At 47.0% G+C, this 25,514-nt stretch carries 19 protein-coding genes, 1 tRNA gene and 1 other RNA gene; 15 read left to right on the top strand and 6 right to left on the bottom strand.

The genetic code is table 11. The features are described from left to right. The gene (locus DWY79_RS00105; RefSeq protein WP_022192472.1) at positions 1–243 is read right to left on the bottom strand and encodes a hypothetical protein; all 243 of its coding nucleotides are present in this window, start codon (positions 241–243) and stop codon (positions 1–3) included. 1 nt (position 244) lies between these two features. Beyond that, positions 245–499 (bottom strand): hypothetical protein, encoded by a 255-nt coding sequence (locus DWY79_RS00100; RefSeq protein WP_022192473.1) that lies wholly within the window; start codon positions 497–499, stop codon positions 245–247. 141 nt (positions 500–640) lie between these two features. Between DWY79_RS00100 and DWY79_RS00095 the strand changes: the two genes are divergently transcribed. The 7 genes from DWY79_RS00095 (at position 641) to DWY79_RS00065 (ending at position 11,691) form a co-directional block, all read left to right on the top strand. Beyond that, positions 641–1,027 (top strand): hypothetical protein, encoded by a 387-nt coding sequence (locus DWY79_RS00095; protein WP_147431795.1) that lies wholly within the window; start codon positions 641–643, stop codon positions 1,025–1,027. 77 nt (positions 1,028–1,104) lie between these two features. Further along, positions 1,105–1,311, top strand: a complete 207-nt coding sequence (locus DWY79_RS00090; protein WP_122103734.1) for a hypothetical protein — start codon at positions 1,105–1,107, stop codon at positions 1,309–1,311. 614 nt (positions 1,312–1,925) lie between these two features. Beyond that, positions 1,926–3,260 carry a TolC family protein gene (locus DWY79_RS00085; RefSeq protein WP_122368646.1) on the top strand — a complete coding sequence of 445 codons (1,335 nt, stop codon included), beginning with the start codon at positions 1,926–1,928 and terminating at the stop codon, positions 3,258–3,260. 47 nt (positions 3,261–3,307) lie between these two features. Continuing rightward, positions 3,308–4,558, top strand: a complete 1,251-nt coding sequence (locus DWY79_RS00080; protein ID WP_005861993.1) for an efflux RND transporter periplasmic adaptor subunit — start codon at positions 3,308–3,310, stop codon at positions 4,556–4,558. A gap of 12 nt (positions 4,559–4,570) precedes the next feature. Further along, the gene (locus tag DWY79_RS00075) at positions 4,571–6,946 is read left to right on the top strand and encodes an ABC transporter permease (RefSeq protein ID WP_122368645.1); all 2,376 of its coding nucleotides are present in this window, start codon (positions 4,571–4,573) and stop codon (positions 6,944–6,946) included. A gap of 38 nt (positions 6,947–6,984) precedes the next feature. Further along, a complete protein-coding gene (locus tag DWY79_RS00070; protein WP_087345542.1) occupies positions 6,985–9,312 on the top strand; it encodes an ABC transporter permease in 2,328 nt (775 codons plus the stop codon). A 21-nt stretch (positions 9,313–9,333) separates the two neighbouring features. Then, entirely contained in the window at positions 9,334–11,691 is a 2,358-nt protein-coding gene (locus DWY79_RS00065; protein WP_122368644.1) for an ABC transporter permease, read from the top strand. A gap of 10 nt (positions 11,692–11,701) precedes the next feature. Here the strand turns inward: DWY79_RS00065 and DWY79_RS00060 are convergent, their stop codons facing one another. Continuing rightward, positions 11,702–12,703 (bottom strand): linear amide C-N hydrolase, encoded by a 1,002-nt coding sequence (locus DWY79_RS00060; RefSeq protein ID WP_369799703.1) that lies wholly within the window; start codon positions 12,701–12,703, stop codon positions 11,702–11,704. A gap of 376 nt (positions 12,704–13,079) precedes the next feature. On the opposite strand from DWY79_RS00060, the gene DWY79_RS00055 reads away from it, so the two are divergent. The 4 genes from DWY79_RS00055 to DWY79_RS00040 all read left to right on the top strand — a co-directional run bounded on the left by DWY79_RS00055 (position 13,080) and on the right by DWY79_RS00040 (position 15,347). Further along, positions 13,080–13,682 carry a riboflavin synthase gene (locus DWY79_RS00055; RefSeq protein ID WP_005862004.1) on the top strand — a complete coding sequence of 201 codons (603 nt, stop codon included), beginning with the start codon at positions 13,080–13,082 and terminating at the stop codon, positions 13,680–13,682. A 201-nt stretch (positions 13,683–13,883) separates the two neighbouring features. Then, positions 13,884–14,798 (top strand): DnaJ C-terminal domain-containing protein, encoded by a 915-nt coding sequence (locus DWY79_RS00050; RefSeq protein ID WP_005866092.1) that lies wholly within the window; start codon positions 13,884–13,886, stop codon positions 14,796–14,798. Positions 14,799–14,811: 13 nt separating this feature from the next. After that, complete coding sequence (locus DWY79_RS00045) at positions 14,812–15,129, top strand: chaperone modulator CbpM (protein WP_005866094.1); 318 nt, start codon at positions 14,812–14,814, stop codon at positions 15,127–15,129. Between the two features lie 146 nt (positions 15,130–15,275). Further along, a tRNA-Met gene (locus DWY79_RS00040) sits at positions 15,276–15,347 on the top strand. A 97-nt stretch (positions 15,348–15,444) separates the two neighbouring features. Here the strand turns inward: DWY79_RS00040 and DWY79_RS00035 are convergent. From DWY79_RS00035 to rnpB, 3 genes are all read right to left on the bottom strand, one after another. Beyond that, entirely contained in the window at positions 15,445–16,800 is a 1,356-nt protein-coding gene (locus DWY79_RS00035) for an MATE family efflux transporter (RefSeq protein WP_008778066.1), read from the bottom strand. A gap of 25 nt (positions 16,801–16,825) precedes the next feature. Beyond that, positions 16,826–18,196: a YihY/virulence factor BrkB family protein gene (locus DWY79_RS00030; protein ID WP_005866096.1), complete on the bottom strand. Its 1,371-nt coding sequence runs from the start codon at positions 18,194–18,196 to the stop codon at positions 16,826–16,828. Between the two features lie 29 nt (positions 18,197–18,225). After that, positions 18,226–18,580: RNase P RNA component class A (rnpB, locus tag DWY79_RS00025), an RNA gene on the bottom strand. A 406-nt stretch (positions 18,581–18,986) separates the two neighbouring features. Between rnpB and DWY79_RS00020 the strand changes: the two genes are divergently transcribed. The 4 genes from DWY79_RS00020 to DWY79_RS00005 all read left to right on the top strand — a co-directional run bounded on the left by DWY79_RS00020 (position 18,987) and on the right by DWY79_RS00005 (position 24,786). Then, positions 18,987–20,510: a Do family serine endopeptidase gene (locus DWY79_RS00020; protein ID WP_122368643.1), complete on the top strand. Its 1,524-nt coding sequence runs from the start codon at positions 18,987–18,989 to the stop codon at positions 20,508–20,510. A gap of 139 nt (positions 20,511–20,649) precedes the next feature. Then, positions 20,650–21,510 (top strand): RNA polymerase sigma factor RpoD/SigA, encoded by an 861-nt coding sequence (locus DWY79_RS00015; protein WP_005641668.1) that lies wholly within the window; start codon positions 20,650–20,652, stop codon positions 21,508–21,510. Positions 21,511–21,618: 108 nt separating this feature from the next. Further along, complete coding sequence (locus tag DWY79_RS00010; RefSeq protein WP_122368642.1) at positions 21,619–23,091, top strand: glycoside hydrolase family 125 protein; 1,473 nt, start codon at positions 21,619–21,621, stop codon at positions 23,089–23,091. Positions 23,092–23,208: 117 nt separating this feature from the next. Then, on the top strand, positions 23,209–24,786 hold the full coding sequence (locus tag DWY79_RS00005; RefSeq protein ID WP_005866102.1) for a sulfatase: 1,578 nt from the start codon (positions 23,209–23,211) through the stop codon (positions 24,784–24,786). Positions 24,787–25,514 lie beyond the last annotated feature (728 nt).

Raw genomic sequence — 25,514 nt, 5'->3', positions numbered from 1 at the left:
TCAAGCCGGTGTTATGTCCCAGATCTCGTTAGGATCAGTTATTTCATATTTTGCGAAAACCTTCTCAACAGCCTCTTTTTCCTGTACAGGAATATTGGTGATGCGTTTACGCTTTTGATAGTAATGTTGCTTGGTCTTTGTACCCAAAGCTTTCATCAAATCTTCCTGCAAAAGCATGTAGTCTTCATACTTAACCTTTCGCGTTCCTTTCAAAAATGAGTAATTCAAATTCAATGCTGCCATATTACCACTTGATTAAATATTTTTTCAATGTTACACCGTTTATTGTTTGGGTCAAGCGTAGTTCAACACTATATCCTAACCTAATTAGTTTGTCTATGTCCTCTGAAGTGAGAGCATATACAAAACACGTTTCTCCTCCTTGTTTTGCCCCTTTTGCTATTTCTTTAAGCGCTGGTTTCAAACGACTGTAGTTCTCTACTAATTTCCGTGCATCTTTCGCACTAAACCAATTAAGCCAAATCTTTATCTTTCTCATACTTCATGTGTTTATAGGGTGTTTACCCTATTGATTAATAAATCTGCTTTTGTTATCTTTGAAATGTTGAATGTTTAATACAGGTGCAAATATATTGCTATTTCGCAATATATGAAACTTTTTATATTGAAATTTCGCAATATGAATGAGGATTTTTTTGATCGTTTAGATAGATATATGATATACAAGAAATTAAACGATAACAAAGTTACCGTAGAATCTGGAATTCCTGTAGGGTCGCTAGGGAAACAAAGAAAAGGCTCTCGTGGGTTATCTATTGCGAGTATTGCGAAATTGCTATATACGTATAGTGATTTGAACGCAGATTGGTTAATAACAGGAAGAGGAGAAATGCTCCTCTCCGAAGAAAAAATGCCAGAGCATGAATTAATCAATGAGTTAAAAATGATTAATCGAAACTATGATGAGATGAAGAAGGATCGTGATGAGTGGTTCTTCAAAGCGCGTAAATTAGAAGAGGAACTCAAAAAGTATAATTCCAAATCAAAAACCGACGAAGCTGTATGACGATTACTTATGGAGGTAAGTGGAATACAGGGGGGGATGGCATAGATTGATTTTTTTAATCTTTAAATATAAACATTATGAACGAAACAGATCTTTTTATTCAATTGACTAGTTTGGAGGATTCTCCTATTACTATTTGTGTGAAACATATTGCTGCCATTTATCCTAATGGGGATAATACAATGATTCTTCTTCCTTCAGGAGAGAAGATAGAGGTAAAAGAGGCATATTCTGTCGTTTTTTCAATTTTGCCTAATACGGCTTCTATTGAAGAGTGTCTATAAGAACCGGGACTATTTTAGGACAAAATAGTATTATAGTGATATTTGTAATATTTTGATAAACAGATAAATATATGCTAAGCGTTTACACAAAAGGGTCTTGGTACCCCGACTTGATGAAAGGGAAATGGTTGGTATTCAACTGTTTCTCTTTTTTTGTGTCCTACCCTTAAATCTAAAGGATAGTCAACGATTGTAATCAAAACAATTGTTCGTATCTTCAAGTAAAAAAAATTCTTCTTACTATATACAAATATAATTACTATCTCATCTATTTCCTGATTATCGCCGTGGAATGTATAGACCACGTCGTGATCTGTATATTCCACGCCTTGATCTGTACAGACCACGTCGTGGTTTGTAGAATTATACAGTATGCGTATAAGAATTCATAGGTTATCGGGAAAGAATTCATATAGGAGTAGAGTGCTTTTTGCTTAGGGAGAAGAGGAGACGCTCTTACGTGTCAAAGTGGGAATAGTGTCAAACAATTAGACAGCGTTGTCAAAATATTGGACAGTTCTAAAAGAATAGCTTTTTGTTATCTGATTGTTGTTTAGTTGTTTATGTGTTTTGGCACGTTCTTTGCTATTATTTAGGTAGAAAATAATAGAGCAATGAAACAAATATTACTTACAACAGTTCTTTCTCTCAGTTTCGCTACCGCGACGGTGGCCCAAGAGAAACTTTGGACTTTGGATGAATGTATGCGCTATGCCGTGGAAAACAGCCCATCGGTTAAAAAGCAAGTTTATACATCAGATACGTATAAGGCGGAACGGAATGCCGCCGTAGCTTCTTTTTTCCCGGCGGCATCGGCTAAGGTCGGAGCGCAATATAGTTTTGGCCGTTCGATCGACCCTGCGACCAATACCTATGAGAATACTTCTACGTTTAATAATAACTATGGCCTCGACGCTTCTATTCCTATTTTTACGGGCGGACAGCTGATCAATCAATGGTTGATGGCAAAATCCAATCGCCGTATGGGAGTTAATGACATACAGAAAGCGAAAGATGATTTAGCGATGAAAACCATGCAGGCTTATATGGATGTGGTGTATTATAAAGGAACGATTCGTATGGCGGCCGAGAAATTGGAGGAGAGTAACCGTACCTTATATAAGACTCGCCGGCAAGAAGAGCTGGGTTTGAAAGGGAAAGCGGATGTAGCTCAATTCGAGGCTCAAGTAGCGGCCGATGATTATACATTGACCCACCAGCAGAATCTTTTCAATACCGCCTTGCTTACTTTGAGGGAATGTATGAATTATCCATCTGATTTAGAACTGGAGGTGGATACTTTATTACCGGATATCAATTATGTCCCGGAAGTAGAGAATGTGGCGGAGATTTTCGCCTATGCGTCCGGGAATAACCCTACCGCCTTGCAAGCCGAGTATCAATTAACGCAAAGTAAATACCAATATCGTATTTATAAAGGAAAGTTGCTGCCGAGTATTTATTTGAATGCCGGAATCTCTACGAGTTATTTCGAGAACTTGAAATCTGATAAGGCCCCGGAAGTTTTCAAGGATCAGTTTAAAAATAACCGTGGTGAATATGTCTCTTTTAGCCTTAGCTTCCCCTTATTCGATGGTTTGAGCAGATTAACGAACGCTCGTCGTTACCGTAACAATATGCGGATCGCACGGGAGACAAGGACAGAGGTCTTTCGCCAGTTGCAGACAGCGGTAGAGCAATCGGTCTTGGATCGTGAGGGATACGCTAAAGAGGCCATACAGATGGATAAGAAGGTGAAATCGGATGAGTTGGCTTATCGTGTTACCCTACGGAAGTACGAGGAAGGCCTGATGAGCACGCTGGATGTACAGACAAGTGCGAATACGCTGTTGGAGTCCAAGGCCAATCTGCTTCAAAAGCGATTGATGTACTTATTGAAAAGCAAGCTGGTGGATTATTATAAGGGCAAGCCTCTTATCAATGAATAAGAATTGAGAACATAGAATTTAGATGATAATAAAAAATATAGAATACGATGGATATACAATTAGAGAAAAAGAAAGGTCTTCAGAAGAAGCATATTCCTTATGTAGCGGGTGGCGTGTTGTTCGTTATCTTGTTGGGATGGATTATCTTTGGTGATCATGCTTCTACGTTGAAAGTGGACGCGAGAGGGATTAGCATCGGTAATGTGACCCGTGAGCAATTCAATGACTTCTTTCGTATGGATGGTCAGGTGCAACCTATCACGGTCGTGCAGCTTAGCCCCGAGGAGGGCGGTATCGTACAGGAGAAAGTCGTGGAAGAGGGCGCCCAAGTGAAGAAAGGCGATATCATTGTTCGTCTGAGCAACTCAAATCTGGATTTGCAGATATTGAACGCTGAGGCCGAGTTGGCGGAGAAGCAGAACTTCCTTCGTAATACGCAGGTTACCATGGAGCAGGATAAGCTGACCAATCAGATGGAGAAACTTCAATACGATATGGACATGAACCGGGCCCGCCGCTCGTTCAACCAACAAGAACAGTTGTATAAAGAGAACTTGATCGCCAAGGAGGATTATCTGAAAGCGAAGGAGGACTTCGAGTTAGCCTCTCAAAAGCACGCCTTGATTACCGAGCGCTTGCGCCAAGACTCTATCTCCCGCACGATCCAGATGGATGAGATGGAGGCCAGCTTGGCGAACATGCGGAAGAATATCCTGTTGATCCGTGAGCGTAAGGAAAACTTGAATGTCCGTTCCCAGATCGACGGTGAGTTGGGACTGTTGGATGTCGTATTGGGGCAAAGTATCAATCCGGGACAAAAGATCGGCCAGATTAACGACCTTTCCGATTATAAGATCGAGGCCATGATTGACGAGCATTACATAGACCGTGTGAAACCGGGCTTAAGTGCCGCTTTCGAGCGTCAAGGCTCGTCTTTCGACTTAACGGTGCGCAAAGTTTATCCCGAGGTTCGTGATGGTAAGTTCCGTACGGATTTCGTTTTCACGGGTGAGCGTCCGGATAATATCCGTAGCGGACAGACCTACTATATCAACTTGGAGCTGGGACAACCTACCGAGAGTATCATTATCCCGAAGGGAACTTTCTTCCAGAGTACGGGTGGAAGTTGGATATTTGTTCTTGATCCGGATGGAAAGAAAGCTTACAGGCGTTCTATCAAGATCGGTCGTCAGAACCCGCAATACTATGAGGTTCTTGAAGGTCTGGAAGCCGGTGAGAAGGTGATTGTGTCCAGTTATGAGAGTTATAAGGATAATGAAGTGCTGGTGCTGGAATAAAATCGATATAATATGAAAAACATACTAATCGCCATTCGTTCCATTTTTAAGAAAGGGCGGCATAACGTGATGAAAATCGTATCGTTGGGAATCGGTTTAGCGGTAGGTTTGGTATTGATCGCTAAAGTCTATTTCGAACAATCGTATGATGATTTTTATCCGGATAGAGACCGGGTCTATCAAGTATGGGCGAAATACCAGCAAAATGGAGGGGAGTTGAAGGATTATCCGCAAACAAGCGGTGGCATCGCTCCCACGATGCAACAACAGATACCCGAGATCGAGACCGTCACCCGATACACGAGTTTTGGAGACTGGACCTTTACGATGACCGACACCAAGATGAAATACTCCGGTCGTTGTATCATAGCGGATAGTTGTTTCTTTGATATTCTTCCTCGTCCTATGCTGATCGGAAATGCGAAAGAGGTTCTTTCCACCCCGATGTACGTGTTGGTATCAAGTCGTATAGCGAAAAATATCGGGGGCGATGTTATCGGGAAAAACTTCACGGTAGACAGTTCGCCGGGACGTACTATGACTATTGGTGGCGTTTTTGAGGAAGTTCCGGAAAATTCTCATTCCCGTTACGATGTGATTGTTTCTATGGCTTCGGCGGGTCGGTTCATGTGGGAGGGTTCGCCTACTAATATGTTGGGAAATGATCGTTACATAAGCTACGTGAAATTGCACAAGGGGGTGAATCCTTTAGCTTTGGAGGAACAGGTGCATACGTTCGTGAATTCTTATTTCCCTCCGGAGGAACAGCAAAAGACAGGGTTTAACATTGGTTTCTCGTTTCATGAGCTGGATGGCTTACACAAGGAGTTGCCGCAAGTCAAGCGAATGACATGGATACTTTCCTTACTGGCCTTCGCTTTGATCTTCACGGCGGTGATGAACTATATCTTGATCGTGATATCCTCTATCGTAAATCGTTCGAAGGAGGTGGCTGTCCATAAATGTTATGGGGCAAGCGAGAATAATATTCATGGTATGATGTTTGGTGAGGCGTTGGTACATATAGTGCTTTCACTGATCTTGGCCTTATTGTTGATCCTTGCGTTTAGAGGTACGGTAGAGGAGTTGTTGGCGACTTCGTTAGATTCCTTGCTCTTGTCTAATGGTAGCTTGGTCTTGCTAGGGATATGTATCTTGGTGTTTTTCGTATCTGGTTTTATGCCGGGATCATTATACGCTCGGATTCCGGTGGCCTCCGCTTTCCGTAATTACCGGGAGAATAAGCGTATCTGGAAGAAAGCCTTGTTGCTTGTCCAGTTTGTAGCCACGGGCTTTTTGGTGACGATGCTTGTTTTCGTTGCCCGTCAATATACGTTTATGGTGAACGATCGTCCGGGATATGCCTATGAGAACCTTGCCTACTGCGGGTTAGCTGGCGTGGACTCTACCTCTCGTGCCAAGATTCTGGATGAGGTGATGCGGCTTCCGGGGGTCGTTGCGGCTACCACCGTCTATCAATTGCCTTTCGAGCATGCTTCCGGTAATAATATTCTTTTACCGGGTGAGACTCAAGAGCTTTTTAATATCGCCGATCTCTATTGGGTAGGTAACGGATATTTGGACATGATGGAGATTCCCGTGATCCAAGGCCGCTCGTTCACGGAAAATGTGACCAATTCAAGAGAGGTGATGGTAGACCGCCGTTTCGTGGAGAAAATGAAATTGGTAGCGGGCTGGACGGATGATGTGATCGGGAAGGATATCTGCGTCACCGAACATAGCAAATGGAATGAGGAGCCATTCACGATTTGCGGTGTTTATGAGAATATCCGTCTGGGAGGAATCTCGAACCAAGATATGCGGCCTTCCGTATTATTCTATGCGCATAAGCCCATGTATACCTTGCAGGTGAAGTTCCATGAGCTGAACAACGATAGTATGGCTCGTTTACAGCAGAAGATATCCGAGACATTTCCGGATCGTGAACTGAACGCTATCTCTTTCCGTTCCGAGATCATGGATCTATATAAGGACTCCCGCCAATTCCGTGATTCCGTGATGATCGGAGGTTTGGTCACGTTTCTTGTTACGTTGATAGGACTTATTGGCTATACGAATGATGAGGTGAGCCGTCGTCGTAAGGAGATAGCGGTTCGCCGGGTGAATGGGGCTACCTTATGGGATATATTGAGGTTGTTCATAAAGGATATCGGATATATCTGTATCTATGCGGTCATATTAGGCGGTGGTATAGCATACTTTGTCTTGCAAAAGTGGCAAGAGCAATTCACGGAGAAGGTTCCTTTGTCATGGTACATATTCTTGGGTTGCGGCGTATGTGTATTATTGATTATATATTCCGTGGTTTGTCTGGATGCCCGCAAGACGGCTAATGATAATCCGGTGAATTGCTTAAAATCTGAGTGATTGAAAATAGATAATAGAAAATTGATAATTCATAATTCATGAATAATTTATTGAACTTTAAGTCCTTTTTAAAGTTCCTTGGAAGGAATAAGGCTTATACGCTGATAGACGTGTTTGGTCTGTCTGTATCGTTGATGTTTGTGTTATTGATAGCGGTCTATACGGTACAGGAGATGTCTACAGATAAATTCCATACCAAGGCGGATCGTATCTATCTGGTCGGGAATGAAAATTGGATGGCCACCGGAGCTGCCATTCCTTATAAGATAAAGGAACGCTATCCGGAGGTAGAGAAAGTTTGCCCGGTAGTGGCAGATAATTCAAGCAATATAGTTGTAGTTTCCGGTGATCGGAAACTAAAGGCGAACGTGATGTTTGCGGACTCCACGTTCTTCGATTTCTTTGATTTCCGGCTGTTACAAGGCACTCGTGAGCAAGCGTTGGCCGCCGGGAACTATGCGGTGGTCTCTTCTTCGTTCGCCCGTAAGATGTTCGGAACGGATGATCCGATGGGACGGCAGTTAGTGGTGGGAGATACCATATCGGCTACTATAAACGGGGTGGTGGAGGATTTACTTCATTCCTCTATTCCCGAAGCGGATGTGATCGTGCGTTGGGAGCAGGTTAGCTGTTTTAACCCCAGCTTAGCCCCGGATCAGTTGAGGAATGCCGGAAGTACATCGGCTTTTGTCTTGGTGCGTGAGGGTAGTGATTTCCCTTCTCGTGCGGAGGATATGGCCCATTGGTTCAAGGAGTTTTATTGGCCGTATCAATATGGGACGGCAAAGGAGGTACGCATATTGCCGCTTAGTGAGCAGTATTTTGCGAAAGCCGCTTCTTACTCTTCTTTGCGAAAGGGAGATTGGCGTTTCGTGATCGTGCTAATGTCCGTAGGTTTCCTTATCTTGATTTTTGCGGTCATTAATTATATTAACTTGACGGTCGCCCAAGCGGGTTTCAGGGCGAAGGAGATGGCTACCCGGCGCCTTTTGGGTTCTTCACGGGGCGAGTTATTCATGCGCTTGATGCTGGAGTCTACTTTGCTTACGTTTATTTCTTTGGTTATTGGGGTTCTCCTTGCTTTGGCGGTCGTGCCGTTTGTCAATGATTTATTGCAGACACGTGTCGATATGAATGTATTGGGTAGACCTGTCTGGCTATTGGCTTTGGTTTCATTAACGGTTGTCGTGGGAGTTTTATCCGGCTTACTGCCTGCTATCATTATTTCTTCTTCTAAACCGATCGAGGTGGTAAGGGGTACGTTCCGGGCTAAGACGAAAATGGTATTCAGTAAGTTCTTTATCGTATTCCAAAATGTGATCACGATCACGATGATCGCCGCCTCTATCACGATGGTTTGCCAGATCGTTCATATGATCAACGCTCCTGTCGGATATAAAACGAAGAATTTATTGGCTATGCGATCGGTGGATGAAAGGCAGTTATCCGCTTTTGTCGGTGAGTTGAAAGGTTTGTCATGCGTAGATAGGGTCGGGAAGACTCAAGGATTGCCTTTATTCGGTAGTAATAATTGGACTTCTACTTATCAGGGGCAAAATATATCTTTTCAGCAATTCGTTATGGATAAGGATTGTTACGATATGCTGGGATTGGAGATTTTGCGTGATAACCATTTAACGACAGAGGGCTGGTTCCTAAACGAGCAAGCGATGCGTGAGATGAACTTATCGGAGGATGCGACCTCTTTTATGTTGGATAGGCACGAAAGGCCGATAGCGATAGCGGGTATCGTCCGGGATTTCTATTGCTTTGGAAATGTGACGACAGGGATGAACCCTGTCATGTTCCGTTTCTTGAAAGATAATGAAGCTCCTTGGATGATTTTGATCGAGACACAAGGTGATCCTTTCGCCGCAAAGGAGGCTATCGGTAAAGTATATGAGAAAGTGACCGGACTTGAGTTTGAGGCTTTCTTCATGGATGAGAGTTTACAAAACTCATTCGACTCGCAAATCCGTTTGGCAAAGATCGTAATCGTATTCTCGATAATCGCCATCCTTATTTCTTTGCTAGGCTTATTGGCGATGTCCACTTATTTTATCCAACAGCGTTTGCAAGAAGTATCCGTACGAAAGGTATTTGGTTCCAGCAACCGGCAGATATTGGTTAAGCTCGTATTCACGTTCTTGAACTATGTGTTGATCGCTTTCGTGATCGCCATACCTATTATTATGTACTTTATGAAAGATTGGCTGTCCGACTATTCGTATCGTATCGGTTTAAGCCCGCTGATATTTATCGCTGCCGGCTTATTCTGCCTCATGATCTCGTTTGTCTCTGTCTTTTTCCAGAGCTACCGGGCTGCCACATCGAATCCGGTGGATAGCTTTAGGCATAGGCTTTAGTAACTTTTAAAAGGAAATATCATGAACTCAATCGTACGAAATTTCGTTTTTGTGATCAGTCGTTTTAAAATGGCTAGTTTCTTGAATGTAGCAGGATTATCTGTGGCTTTTACAGCTTTCTTGATCTTGTTCATGCAAGTTCGTTACGAGTGGGGATACGATCGTTTCCATAAGCATGCCGACCGGTTGTATCGCTTGGAGATCGTTCACAATAATAAAGGGGCGCAAGTCGTATTGAACCGCCCGCTTATCGATCGGTTCTTGGCCTCCTCTCCACATATTGAGGAGGGGTCGCTAATCAATCGGTGGGGCGATAAGAAGTATATCACGGTGGATCGGGATGGTGAGCGGATGACTTTCCATGAGGAGCTCTATGCCTGCTATCCCTCCTATGCTCGTGTTTTTGACTTTGATATGGTGGAAGGTGAGGCGGCGGCGTTGGAGGAGAAGGGTCGGGTATTGATACCGGCAAGTATGGCTCATCGTTTCTTTGGCGATCATCCGGCGGTCGGGCAAGTCTTGATCGGAGAGGGGTGGACGTCCGAGGTGGGAGGTGTCTACCGGGACTTTCCCTCCAACTCGATCGTCAGTAATGCGGTCTATCGGCGCATATCGGACAAGGAAGGCGCAGGCGCTTGGATGCAAAATAATTTTGAGTGTTATCTCCGTCTGGATAATCCGGCCTCCGCTCCGGATGTCTTGGCTGGTTTCGAGAAAAATTTCCGCCACGACGAATGGAATTGGAAAACGAGACAATTGCGCTTGACTTCTCTGCCGGATATCTATTTTAAGACTGACACGAGCTACGATTCACAGAAGCAAAAGGGGAGCTATGCCCAGCTTCAAGCGCTATCTGCTATCGCTATCTTGATCGTATTGATAGCGGTCATTAATTTCATGAACTTCAGCAATGCTTTGGTGCCGGTCCGTCTGCGGGGCATCAACACGAGGAAGGTATTGGGGAGTCCGGTATCGGCGCTCCGGATGGCCGTGGCTTCGGAGGCGGTGGGGATGTGCCTGTTGTCTTACCTGATCGCTTTGCTGCTGGTTCGCCTGTTGTCGAAGACCGGGTTTGTGGATTTGGTCAGTGGAGGCATTTCCTTGGAGGGGCAGATGCCCTTGTTGATCGCCTGTGGAGGCTTTGTGTTGCTGATCGGACTTATCGCTGGTTGCTGGCCGGCTTGGTATATCACCTCTTTCTCTCCGGCACTGGTGCTGAAAGGAAATTTTGGCTTATCTCCCAAGGGGCGCTCGTTCCGCAATGTGTTAGTAGGATTTCAGTTCGTGGCCTCTTTTATTTTGGTTATAGCGGCTTTGTTTATCACGTGGCAGAATTACAATATGCTTCATACGCCGCTTGGATTCGATAGCGAGCGGATTGTCACCGTAAAGCTAAACCGTAATCTGAGCAGGCAACCGGAGAGCGTGCGTCAGCGGTTGGGGCAACTCTCCTCTGTCGAGGCCTTGTCGTTTACCTCAAGAGTGGTTGGCGCTGAGGATAATTACTCCGGATGGGGACGTACCTACGTGGATGAGGATATCCAGTTCAAGGTGGTGCAGGCTGACCCGGAGATTGAGCGGGTATTGGCCCTTCCTATTCTGGAGGGGCGAGGATTCCTGCCGGAAGACCAGTTGAGCGATGGCACTTATTTGTTCAACGAGGAAGCGAAGCGGACCTATGGGCTGAAAGCGGGAGATCCAATCCGGTTGGACTGGGGTAATTTACATCGTAGGGAGAAGATCGCCGGTTTCGTGCCTGACCTGAAATATAACTCGTTCCGGGATAAACTGGAGCCGTTCGCCATCTTTGTCGGAAAGGATATTATGGCTGGGGCCTTGACGAATTTGATGATCTTGGTTCGCCCGGGGACGGACTACCGTCAACTATCGCAAGACATAGGGAGCGCCTTGCGGGAACTAGATCCCGATTATCCCCTCGATATCCATTTGTTCAACAATATCCAAGAGAACTTGTACCAGAAAGAGCTGCTACTTGGCAAACAAATCTTGTTCTTCAGCTTGATTGCCGTATTTGTGTCTTTGGTAGGCGTATTTGGTGTTGTCTTGTTTGAGAGCGAATATAAACGGAAAGAGATCGGTATCCGGAAGGTATTTGGCGCTACCGTGATGGACTTGTTGCGGAAGCATAACCTATCGTATCTATGGATCGTCATGATCTGTTTCGTGATCGCCTCGCCGATCGCTTGGTACGGCATTGAGCGCTGGCAAGAGAATTTCGCCTTGAAGGCTCCGCTCCATTGGTGGATTTTCCTCTTGGCTTTCCTTGCCATTACGATCATCACGTTGCTCACGGTTACGATCCAGAACTACCGGGCTGCCAGCACGAATCCCGTGGACAGCATCCGGCAGGGATGTTGATATCGGCCCTTCAGATCCCGAACAAGAACGGTAACGGTTTGCTGTCCTTGAAATCTTTGGCGGTGTTTCCGGCGTAAATCTCGCCGTCTGTGAGCGTTAGTTTCTTGATAGGTGTACCTGCCTTGAAGTCCAAGCTCTTGAAATCTACCCAAAAGATATCCGGGCTTAAAGTAGACTCGAAGTAATATACCTTATTCTTCTGGTCGGCTACCGTACGCCAGCGGGTAGAGGAGATATTCGGTTGATCCGGGGTCGTGATTCCCAGAGGTACCGATACGTTACGCATTACGCTGAATACCCCGGCTACCGCTTCCCGGAAATTACTTGTCTGCGGGATGGCGTGGATATAGAAAGAGGCACGCACGAAACGATCGGAAGCTCGGTTCGTACCCGGCAACATGACCAAGCCGCCTATCTGTTGCCAGTAATCGTTTAAGGTTAGTTGCTTATCGTATGTAGGGGAATTCGTCATGACTTGGCATTCCCTTCCCTCGTGGATAACCAAGTTCCCGTTCAGGTATTCGAAGATAGCGCTATTTCCTGAAGCGTCCGAGATCGAGAGATGCAAGGTCGATTTCGCCCCGTTCGGGAGATCCGGATCGTCGATGCGGAAGACCTCCTTGCTTAACTCGGCAACCGCCTCATCTACCGTGGCGAAATTATCGAGTACATACTGCGTCCAGATGCTAAGCCCCATAACCGGGCGGTTATCGTCCGGTCGGAAATAAGATGACTCGGTGAGGAACAATAGGTTGGCTACAAGCCCCTTCTCGTTCATTCCGTCGCACGTACCGATATCATACCCGGCGGTCACCACGCTTCCGTATTTCGAGGTCCATTGGATGGTATTATCGGATATCGCCCCCCTTCTTTGCACGCCCCGGGGGAAGAGGTAAAGGTTGGATTGCGGGTCCTCTTTCCAATCCATGGTACGTCCGGTTACGACCATATTGTCCGGCCCGAGGTAAACGGCCCTTGTACACGCCTCGCTTCCCGTAGGGTTCATGAACATGAGCAAGCCGGCGAAAAGAGAGGCCAGTGTTAAATTCTTTGATTTCATAAGATCTATATTATTAGGATAATCTATTTATGAAACAAGTGGCTTTAAGGAATGTTTAGGGATGGTTTAGAATGATATACGAGATACGGAGCCGTGTGAATAACCCCCATTTCGTTTTTAGGCTTTCATATCGTCGAGGATGCGGAAGCGTTGGGTATGGGAAGCCAACGATACGATTTGATCTCCTTGGACGATAAATAAGTGCGGTTTCTACCGTGATAAAAACATTTAATAACATCCTTTTTATCGGGCTTATTACCTCAAAGGCGTTATCTTTGCCCATGAATAAATAACAGTTTTGGGAGTACAAACTAAAAACAATTTGATTATGTTCTCAGGTATTGTAGAAGAAGCGGCTCAGGTAGTAGCCCTCCAATCCGATAAAGGAAACCTTCATCTGACGATGAAGTGCTCATTCGTGAATGAGCTGAAAATAGATCAGAGCGTGGCTCACAACGGCGTTTGCCTTACGGTGGTAAGCATGACGGAAGATACGTATACGGTTACCGCTATCAAGGAGACCTTGGAACGTTCGAACCTCGGGAACCTGAAAGTGGGCGATAAGGTGAACTTGGAGCGTAGCATGTTGATGAACGGCCGTCTGGACGGGCATATCGTACAGGGGCACGTGGACCAGACCGCCGTTTGTGCGGAGGTGAAGGAGGCGGACGGCAGCTGGTACTATACGTTCGAGTACGCTTTTGATAAGGAGATGGCCCGGCAGGGGTATATGACCGTGGAGAAAGGCTCCGTTTGCGTGAACGGCGTCAGCCTGACGGTATGCAACTCCCAGCAAAACAGTTTCCAAGTCGCTATCATCCCTTATACGCACGATAACACGAACTTTTGCCAGATCGAGAAAGGTACGGTAGTGAACCTAGAGTTCGATATTGTCGGGAAGTATATCAGCAAGATGATGCAGTTTAAATAAGGTTCGAAGAATTTCCTATCCATAAAAGGCTTTAGCGGTATCTGATGATCCCGGCTAGAGCCTTTTCTATCTACAGACAATCTTAATTCCGTGCGTGTACGATTAAAAACGTTTTAAGTAAATTTTCACTAACCAAAACTATCCTTGGTATGTTTATTGTTATATAATTATATGAGAAAAATAGACTAAACATATCAGATTATGGCCTATATCGATTATTACAAAATTTTGGGGGTGAACAAGGACGCTTCTCAGGATGATATCAAGAAAGCCTATAAGAAGTTGGCTCGGCAATATCACCCTGACTTGAATCCGAACGATCCCGACGCCCATCGTAAGTTTCAGGAGATCAATGAGGCGAACGAGGTGCTTAGCGATCCGGAAAAGCGTAAGAAATACGACCAGTACGGGGAGAATTGGAAACATGCGGATGAGTTCGAGGCTCAACGGAAGCAGTACGGCCAGCAAGGTGGCGGCTTTGGCGGCGGCTTCTCGAACGGTGGAGGTACGTATTGGTCTTCCTCCGGCGATGATGGAGAGTTCTCGGATTTCTTTGAGTCTATGTTTGGTTCCCGCCGGGGGGGCGGTGGCCGTTCTAATCATGGGTTCCGTGGACAGGATTACACGGCCGAATTGCACTTATCCTTGATGGATGCGGCCAAGACACATAAGCAGGTGATCACCGTGAACGGCAAGAACCTGCGTATCACGGTTCCCGCCGGCGTAGCCAACGGGCAAACCATTAAGCTGAAAGGCCAAGGCGGGCCGGGCATGAATGGAGGCCCTGCCGGTGATTTGTACATCACGTTCATTATCCCGGACGACAGCCGTTTCAAACGGGTGGGAGACGATCTGTACCTGACCGTCCCCTTGAACCTCTATACGGCGGTCTTGGGTGGCGAGCAGATTATCGGTACCTTGGATAGCAAGGTGAAACTGAAAGTAAAACCGGGCACGCAAAACAATACGAAAGTCCGGTTGAAAGGTAAGGGATTCCCTGTTTACAAGAAGGAGGGGCAGTTTGGTGACTTGATCGTCACGTACTCGATCGAGGTGCCGACCAACTTGACAGAGAAACAGAAGGAATTGTTCCGGGAAATACAAAGTCTAAATTAAAAACAGGTGTATTATGCAAACAGATTTAGTTATTGTCAGTGAATACTGCCAGAAATGCCATATAGACCCTTCGTTCATCATTTTGCTGGAAGAGGGAGGTTTGATAGACATTAATATCACGGATGGAGAGAGGTATCTCTTCTCTTCCCAGCTCCGTGATCTGGAACAATACACACGTATGTATTACGACTTGTCTATTAACATCGAGGGAATCGAGGCCATTCATCATATGCTGAACCGGATGCGGAATTTGCAGGCGGAGATACAATCGTTGAGAAACCGTCTGCATTTATATGAACCATTCGGTTTTGATACGATCGAGAATCTCTAGTGTCAAATTGCTGCTAAACAAGGCTTCACTGCCCGATAGTGAAGGGCGTACGCAAACAAATTGAAAATATTTCTTGAAAATGTTTGGAAGTTTGGAATGTAATATATACCTTTGCACTCGCAATCAAGAAATGATAGCGACTATATCGCGGAGTGGAGCAGTGGTAGCTCGTTGGGCTCATAACCCAAAGGTCGTAAGTTCGAGTCTTGCCTCCGCAACTAAAAAGTCTTCAAGTCATTGACTTGAGGACTTTTTCTCTATTCAATCAAGCGATCGGGCGATGCGACCCCGACGGAAACGAATAATAAGCTATGCTTATTTCTTCCGTAAAGGCCCTTTGTTCTTCCAGAATCCCAATTTATAATAGATATAGGTGATTGTAAGCCCGATGCAAAGGCTGGCGCCAATGGCCCACCAGATACCGCTCCGTCCCCAGATAGAGCTAAACCAATAGGCGAGGGGAATGCGTATCAGCCAAAGACAAGTGATGCTTACTGCCATCGGGAACAGGGTATCGCCAGCTCCCCGTAATGCCCCGTTGAAGACGTTCAAGCCGCCGTGTACGATAAAGAATCCTCCCATGATCAATAAATATTCCTTGCCAATCCGGATCACCTCCGGGTCCTTGGTGAAAGCCAGCATCATCTTGTCCCCGAAGAAATAGATGGCCGTGAAGGTCGCTAGACCCAGCAATAGGTTGACAAGCATGGCGAATCGTACCCCGTCACGTACCCGGTCCAAGTGCCCAGCTCCGATGTTTTGCCCGCAGAAAGCAGCTAGCGCCCCAGAGAGGGTCAATACCGCTTGGATGATGATCGTGTCGATCTTTCCCGCTGCCCCGTAAGCGGTGAGCGTATCCGTGCCGAAACTGTTCACGATCCCCAGCAAGGCAATCAATCCGAGCGAGATGGCACATTGCTGTACGCTGGAGGGAAGCCCGATGCGGAGCCCTTCCTTGAACAGTCCCATATCGAACAATAAATCCTGTTTCTTGATAGAGAGCAGGGGATGGGTGTTGTTCACGTAGCCTAGGGCCACGCACATGCCGATCCCTTGGGCGATCACCGTAGCCCGTGCCGCCCCTTCGATCCCCCATTTGAAAACGACAATGAAGAGTAAATCCAAGGCGATATTCAAGATCGTGGTAAGCAGGATAAACAGCATGGGGCGCACGGACTCCCCGACACCCCGCAATATGGAGATAATGCTATTGAAAGTGACGAACAAGAACGTACCCCCTACATAAATCCTGAAATAAGCGACCGCCTGCGGGATCACGTCCTCCGGCGTGTTCGTCAGCCTGAACATCGGCTCGGCAAAAATAATCCCCGCTATGGACAGCAATACCCCTGCGACCAACATGAAGATAAAGAAAGATGAGAAGGCTTTTTGCACCTTATCGAACTCCTTCGCCCCGAAAAACTGCGAGATCACCACCGACGTTCCGCTTCCGATACCGATCACCAGCGAGATAATAAAGTAATAGATGAAGAAGGAAGCCGATACCGCCGCCAACGACTCTTTCCCTAGAAACTGCCCAACAATGACGCTGTCGGTCACGTTATAAAGTTGTTGCAGCAGATTGCCGATCAGCAAAGGGAAAGCGAAACGCAGGATCACCTTCCATACCGCCCCACTCGTCAAATCCCTATTTCCTGTATTAATTTTCAATTCTCAATTCTCAATTTTCAATTCCCTATAGGTCTTTCAGCAGGATATTGTCGTTTGCCTTTATCATATCCTCACGTGTCTTCAGCAGGGCTTTCCATTCCTTGCTGAAAAGCTTGCTCGTGTCAATCTTGAAGTTCTCGGAGCCATGCTCGTCCATGCGGGTCAGCAGGTAGCTGACCGTGATCTTATTGACATCGATTGCCGGCTGGTAGTATGCCACACGGTCGTCATTCCCGTAATTCACCTCGATGATGATGTTCAACTCCGTGAGCAGGTATAAGATCTGTGTCGTTATGCGGATAGGGATGCGGTAAGCGTCGGATAGCTCGTCGGCCGTATAGGGTTTCTCGCCTTTCACGAATCGTTTGATGATCAGCGAGGCGATCAGTAGGGTCAGGAAATCCTTGTACCGGCGGCTGATACTTTTGCTGTCCCTCTCAAAACTGAATTTCTTCACGTTCTGGGAGGCGTACGACAGCTCTGCGCCAAACAAGCAAATCAACCAAGAAAGCTGCAACCAGAGCAACAACAAAGGCAGTGCGGCGAAACTACCGTAAATAGCGTTGTACTTGCTCACCCAAATCTGCCCGCTGATATAAATAAATTGGAACAACTGGAAGGCGCAACCAGCGATAAAGCCTGCCACCAACCCGTTCACGAACCTCACTTTCGTATTCGGCAGGGAGACGTACAGCCCCGTGAAAGCCAATGTCGTGATAATATAGGGCGCTATATGCAAGAACAACTCCATGAGCGGCGTAAAAAATAAGTATTGCCCCAAGAACGAGTTCTGCAAGGTAGACATGAAGATGGACAAACCGCTGGATGCCGTCATCAGCACCGGCAGCACGAGGAATAAGGCCAGATAATCGGATATCTTCCGGTACCACGGCCGGGATTTCTGGATCTGCCAGATATCGTTGAACGTATCCTCTACGGACGAGATCAAGTTGATCACCGTATAAAACAACAAAATCAAACCGACCCCGATGATCACTCCCCCCTGCGCCTGCGCCAGATAGCTCTCCACGAACTCGAACGCCTTGTTCAGCTCCATCTCGTGCCCGGGGAAATAATCGAACAACTCCTGCCGTACCGTCCCTTGGAAACCGAAGCCCTTAGCTATACCTAATAATACGGCCAGCAAAGGTACGATAGATAACAAGGTACTGTAGGTAAGCGCCGACGCCTTGGTTTGCAGGTTCTCGCTCTGGAAACCCCGCACGGCGAGTATGACCGTCTTGATGATATTGATATAAATCTCCTTCAGCCCACTAACTTCATTCTCGGTAATCCGCCAAATGTCGTAGGTAACGAAACGGATGGTTCGTGCTAATAATGCGCTGATCCGTTCTCCAATAGGTTTCTTTTCTTCCCGTGGCTTGTTTTTGGGCATATCGGCACATGATTTAATTGGCAAATAAAAAAAGCAGTCTGCCTATAAGCCGGGTCCTGTACCTCTTTGGAAAGAGGCGCCTGCCATTTATCTTGTCTTACCGTCGCCGGTAAGCTTTAGCGGTCTACCCCCCGGCATCGGACGAGCCATCCTACATGCGCCGGTATACATGACCTTACAACCCATAAGACGTACGGCATCCCGTATCGCTACGGGACCCGGTGAGCTCTTACCTCACCTTTTCACCCTTACCGGACGAGTCCGGCGGTTATTCTCTGTTACGTTACTCTACCCTCACGGACAGCTTCCCGTTAAGAAGTATGGTGCTCTGTGTTGCCCGGACTTTCCTCACACCCGAAGGTGAGCGACAGACCGGCAGACTGCGATAGGACAAAGATAGGTATTTTAGTTGACAGTTGACGGTCGGCGGTTGACAATTATTTTGGAGACGCATAGGAGAGATAGGATAACATTTTCTTTTTCAGCCGTAAACATATTCTGTCTCCTAGGTGTTTTTTATACGAACAGGGATTCTAGATTGCCAGTAACCGACTGTCATTTATCGATTGCCGACTGTCAGTTATTGCGTGTCAACTGTCAATTCGTCTGCTGTTTAATTGTTAAAAAGGTACTTTGCAATACACAGTACTGTTAAGTGCGGTTAAGCCCCTGTGATGCCTCGTTAAAAGTGATAAAAAATACGATGGAAATGGAATATCCGCACAATTTTTGAGTTTTCTTTGCCGTAAAGAAACTGTTAAATTTAAGTGTTTAATTAAATAAGAAAAGTATGAAAAATATCTGGAAGAATGTGCTTGGTGTTGCTCTGATAGCAGCCATTAGTTTTGGTGCCGCGATCGGAACGAGTACTTACCTGATGAATAAGAATCAACGTCCGGTGGAGTTGGCCTCCGGAGTTGAGAATACCTTCAAGCAACCGTATCGATTGACGAATTATGGAACCGTGGCCGCCGAGAATATCGATTTCACTACGGCCGCCGAGAGCGCCATCCACGGGGTTGTCCATATCAAGGCCACGGCTAACGCGCAAGCCTCTAACGGGGACGGCGGTCAGCAGTATATGGACCCGTTCGAGTATTTCTTCGGCTTCGGTGGCCGTGGAGGGTTCCAACGTCCGCAACAGCAACCTCGTGTGGGCGCCGGCTCGGGTGTCATTATCTCTACGGATGGTTATATCATCACGAACAACCACGTGATCGACGGAGCCGATGAGCTGGAGGTTACCTTGAACGATAACCGGAAATTCCCGGCAAAGATTATAGGGGCTGATCCGACAACAGATATCGCCTTGATCAAGATCGAGGCAACCGACTTACCTACGATCCCCTTTGGTGATTCAGAGAAGTTGAAAGTAGGTGAGTGGGTGTTGGCGGTAGGTAACCCGTTTAACTTGACCTCTACCGTTACGGCAGGTATCGTGAGCGCTAAGAGCCGTGGTAACATCGGCGCCGGTGGCAAGGATCGTAGCAAGATCGAGTCGTTTATACAGACAGACGCCGCCGTGAACCCGGGTAACAGTGGTGGGGCGCTAGTGAACACGAAAGGCGAGTTAGTCGGTATCAATACCGCTATCTACTCCGAGACCGGTAACTTCGCCGGATACTCTTTCGCCGTGCCCATCAGCATCGCCGGCAAGGTGGCTAACGACTTGAAGCAATTCGGAACCGTGCAGCGTGCCGTATTAGGCGTATTGATACAAGACCCGCAATACGTGCCCGACGCTGAGAAAGAGAAAGTGAAAGTATTCGAGGGCGCTTACGTAGGTGGTTTCGCCGAGCGCAGCTCCGCTAAGGAAGCCGGAATCGAGAAGGGTGACGTGATTGTAGCCGTGAACGGCGTGAAGATCAAATCGTCTAGCGCTTTGCAAGAGCAGATCAGCAAATACCGTCCGGGCGACAAGGTAGAGTTGACGATCAACCGCAACGGTAGCACGAAGAAATTCACGGTAGAACTCCGTAATGCGCAAGGTAGCACCAAGGTCGTGAAGGGTGGTGACAGCGCAGAGGTTATGGGCGCAGCGTTCAAGGCTTTGAACGACGAGCAGAAACGTAAGTTAGGTGTAAGTTATGGTATCGAGGTCACCGGTCTGACCAGCGGCAAACTGAAAGACGCCGGTATAAAGAAAGGCTTCATTATCATGATTGTAAACAACCAGAAGATCTCTGCTCCGGAAGACTTGGAAAAGATTGTGGAAAGCATACTTCAAGGACGTACGGAAGATCAAGGCCTCTTCATTAAAGGCTTCTACCCGAACGGACGTACGAAGTACTATGCGATAGATCTTGCCGAATAAGATAAACAAGGACTGTAGTCTTATAGGTGTGAAAAGATTGTTAAAGGTTTTTAATTGGCTGGATGTGGGGTGCATCCAGCCAATTCTTTCAACAAAAATGGTTATCTTTGCACCCCGTATTCTCAATTAAACAAATTGAATGAGACAATTAAAGATCACAAAGTCCATTACCAACCGCGAAAGCGCTTCGCTGGATAAATATCTTCAAGAGATTGGTCGAGAAGATCTTATCACGGTAGAAGAGGAAGTGGAATTGGCACAGGCTATCAAAAGAGGAGACCGTAGGGCGTTAGAGAAATTGACCCGTGCGAATCTTCGTTTCGTCGTTTCTGTGGCTAAGCAATATCAGAACCAAGGTTTGAGTTTGCCCGACCTTATTAATGAGGGTAACTTAGGCTTGATTAAGGCTGCCGAGAAATTCGATGAGACGAGAGGTTTCAAGTTTATTTCCTATGCTGTATGGTGGATTCGCCAATCTATTCTGCAAGCTTTGGCAGAGCAGTCAAGAATCGTGCGTCTTCCGTTGAACCAAGTAGGCTCGCTGAACAAGATCAGCAAGGCCTTCTCCAAGTTCGAGCAGGAAAACGAGCGCAGACCGTCTCCAGAGGAACTTGCTGATGAGTTGGATATCCCGGTGGATAAGATTTCCGATACCTTGAAGGTGTCCGGACGTCATATTTCCGTGGATGCCCCGTTCGTGGAAGGCGAAGACAACAGCCTTTTGGATGTGCTTGTGAACGATGACGCTCCTATCGCGGACCGGTCGTTAATGAACGAGTCATTGGCTAAGGAAATTGATAGAGCGCTTGCTACACTGACCGAAAGAGAATGTGAGATAATCAAGATGTTTTTCGGTATTGGCTGTCAGGAAATGACATTGGAAGAGATTGGCGACAAATTTGGCCTCACTAGAGAGCGTGTCCGCCAGATCAAGGAAAAAGCAATCAGAAGATTAAGACAAGGAACTCGTAGCAAGCTTCTAAAATCGTATTTAGGCTAATTTAAGGAATTATTGAGTTGGCGAAGGCTCCGGTCCGAAAAGGATTGGGAGCCTTTATTTTTTTTCTTAACTTTGCCACTGGAATATAATACCATAAAAACTATATAAATGACTACAAGACGTAATTTCCTGAAAACAGGATCTATTTCCTTGGCCGGCCTGTTGGTTGGCGAGAAGGTATACTCCGCCGTGAGTACGCCCGACAATAAAAAGAGTTTTAGCGCGATCGCCTCTAAGGTGACCGGCGATTACGCCAGCAAGCGCCCGGCTCCCGAGGCCCGTAAGTTTACCTCCAAGGCGGTAGAGGAGCAGCTGAAGGCTTCCAAGGCCCGTATCAAGGACCCGAAGCTGGCTTGGATGTTCGAGAACTGTTACCCGAATACCTTGGATACGACTTGTGAGTTCAAGATGGTAGACGGCAAGCCGGATACGTTCGTGATCACCGGAGATATCCACGCCATGTGGCTGCGTGACTCCTCGGCGCAGGTTTACCCCTTCGTCACCTTGGCGAAGAAGGATAAGGACTTGCGGCAAATGCTGGTCGGAGCTATCAATCGCCAGACCGCCTGCATCCTGATCGATCCCTACGCTAACGGCTTCAACGAAGGCCCTACCGGGAGCGAGTGGGAGAGCGACCGCACGGAGATGAAGAAAGAGCTTCACGAGCGTAAATGGGAGATCGACTCGCTTTGCTACCCGATCCGCTTGGCGTATCATTATTGGAAAGAGATTGGCGATACCTCCGTATTCGACAACAAATGGGAGAAGGCAATGGAGGCCGTTTACCGTACCTTCCGTGAGCAACAGCGCAAGGATAGCCTCGGGCCGTACCGTTTCTCCCGTGTGACGGACCGCCAAGGCGATACCCTCTTGAACGATGGTTGGGGTAGCCCGGTGAACCCGGTGGGCCTAATCGTCTCTTCTTTCCGTCCTTCCGACGACGCTACGCTGTTCGGCTTCTTGGTACCATCGAACTTGTTCGCTATCACCTCGCTTCGCCATGTCGCGGAGATTCTTCGTGTCGTAAGAAATAACACGGACTTGGCCGGCCGTTGCGAGGCGTTGGCGGGTGAGGTAGAGGAGGCCGTGAAGAAATACGCTATCGTGGAGCATCCGGAATTCGGTAAGGTATACGCCTTCGAGGTGGATGGCTACGGCAGCCGTGTTTTCATGGACGACGCTAACGTACCGAGCTTGCTGGCTTTGCCGTTCTTGGGTTGCGTGGACGTGAACGACCCGGTTTACCAGAATACCCGTCGCTTGGTGCTGAGCCCTTCCAACCCTTACTTCTTCAAGGGAAAGGCCGGCGAGGGCATCGGCGGTCCGCATATCGGTTTCAACTATATCTGGCCGATGAGCTTGATCATGCGTGCTACGACTTCCAACGACGAGAAGGAGATCCGGTATTGCATAGAGACGCTTCGTGATACGGACGGAGGCACGGGCTTCATGCACGAGTCTTTCCATAAGGACAATCCTTCCGATTACACCCGCTCGTGGTTCGCTTGGACGAATACTCTGTTTGGCGAGTTGATCGTGAAGCTGCAATCCGAAGGCAAGCTGAAAGACCTCCTCGGCTAATATCACCAAGGTTAATATCACCAATTGTAGAGACGGGACATGCCCCGTCTCTACAAGTCTGTAGCTGAGTGTATTTAGGCAAAATCAATCAAAACAACATAAATCTAAGCGGAATACATGAAAACAAATAAACTATTCATTCTGACAGGTCTGGCGGCGATAGCCTCCACCTCCTGTAGCCAAAAAGAGAATACGTCCGGGCAGCCCGCCAAGCCCATGAATATCCTTTACATCATGACGGACGATCACTCCTTCCAAACCATCAGCGCCTACGACAAGCGATACATCCAAACCCCCAACATCGACCGCATCGCAAACGAGGGCGTACGTTTCACCAATAGCTTCGTAGCCAACTCCATCAGTGGCCCCAGCCGTGCCTGCATGCTGACCGGCAAGCACAGCCACAAGAACGGCTTCATCGATAACGCCCATACCTTCGACGGCTCGCAGCAGACCTTCCCGAAGCTATTGCGTAAAGCTGGCTACCAAACCGCCATGATCGGTAAATGGCACCTCACCTCCGATCCCACCGGTTTCGATTACTGGAACATCCTCGTAGGCCAAGGCGATTACTATAACCCCATCTTCATCGATAACGGCGAGAAGCGTCAGATCGAAGGGTACGCCACGAACATCACGACCGATCTGGCTCTTGATTGGCTGGACAATAAACGAGACAAGAGCAAGCCTTTCTGCCTCCTGCTGCACCATAAGGCCCCGCACCGTACTTGGATGCCCGATACCTGCGACCTGCGTCTTTACGATGATGTGACCTTCCCGCTGCCCGAGAACTTCTACGACGATTACGCCGGCCGCATCGCCGCCTCGGAGCAGGAGATGAGCATCATCAAGGATATGGATATCGTATACGACTTGAAAATGGCCGATAAGGAGAACGAGATCCATTCCTCCAACGCCGATCTGGAGAAGTACGGCCGTGAGCTTTATAACCGCATGAATCCGGACCAGAAAGCCGCTTGGGACGCCTATTACGATCCGATCATCCAAGACTTCAAGGCGAAGAAACGCACGGGTAAGGAGCTGGCTGAGTGGAAATACCAGCGTTATATGCACGATTACCTTCGGGTGATCCATTCCGTGGATCGGAACATCGGTATCGTGCTCGATTATCTGGAGAAGAACGATTTGCTGGATAACACGTTGATCGTCTACACCTCCGACCAAGGATTCTACATGGGCGAGCATGGCTGGTTCGACAAGCGCTTCATGTATGAGGAATCCTTCCGCACCCCGTTGCTGATGCGTCTGCCGGGTGGCAAGAAGGGTGATATCCCGCAGCTCGTGCAGAATATTGATTACGCCCCCACTTTTTTGGAACTGGCCGGAGCCCCCATCCCAGCCGACATCCAAGGCGAGTCCTTGCTTCCCTTGCTGAAAGGCGAGCGGCCGGAGAACTGGCGTAACTCCCTTTACTATCATTACTACGAGTATCCCGCCGAGCATTCCGTGAAGCGTCATTACGGCATACGTGACGATCGTTATAAATTGATCCATTTCTACAACGACATCGACGTATGGGAGCTTTACGACCTCCAAGAAGATCCCCACGAGATGAATAACCTTTACGGTAAGCCCAGTTACGAGGCAGTGACGAAACGCATGCGAGACGAGCTTTATAAGCTGCAAAAACAATATGATGACCCCGTGGGAATACGCTTCAATGTGTCGGACTGATGAGAGCGGACATTCGTGTTCTGTTATCAGATTTTTTAATTAGTTGTGGATTAAGGTGTATAAAGGACTTGGAACTTGGGGGATGAGAAGTTGAGTCTTTGCGCTTGATGACTTAGCTCTTTGCGCTCTTTGATTTAAGTCATTGGCTTGAAGGAATTAAGTCTATCGTATGGCTCTTCTTTGCTTATGCGTGTATCGAATTAAAAAATGACTATAGGCAGGTTTCAAGTTTCAAGGTTTCATGAAACCTTTTTCTTCACACACACGGTGCGTACATTATATAGGTTTCAAATAAATCCCTTTATGTTTGTTATGCGGGATGGATAGCCTCGAAGAACTTGCGTAGCCACGACATGATGTTTTTACCCGAGGCGGACGGAGCGATCATGAGGAACTGTATTATATGTACTTGTGCGTGTGTGAGGAAAAGGGGTTCGTGAAACCTTGAAACTTGAAACCTATTTCCATGCCCATCCAGATATTGTCAACATCAGTACAGATAAATATATGTGCCTTTATCGTGTGCGTACATTAAAAGTAAGGATTGTTGAGCCATGAGAAAAAACTTGAAAAATAATGCCGAAAATGTTTGGAGGTTATGTTTTATAGCGTTACTTTTGCACCCGCATTCGAGAGAGAACGGCGATACCGAAATAATGAAACAAATTTTTCTTGAAAAAAGTTCTGAAATAATTTGGAAGTTTAAAAGAAAAACATTTATCTTTGCA

This window comes from Parabacteroides sp. AF27-14 (assembly GCF_003635425.1).
GTDB classification, from domain to species: Bacteria; Bacteroidota; Bacteroidia; order Bacteroidales; family Tannerellaceae; genus Parabacteroides; species Parabacteroides distasonis.
This window is presented reverse-complemented; position numbering and strand designations above follow the sequence as displayed.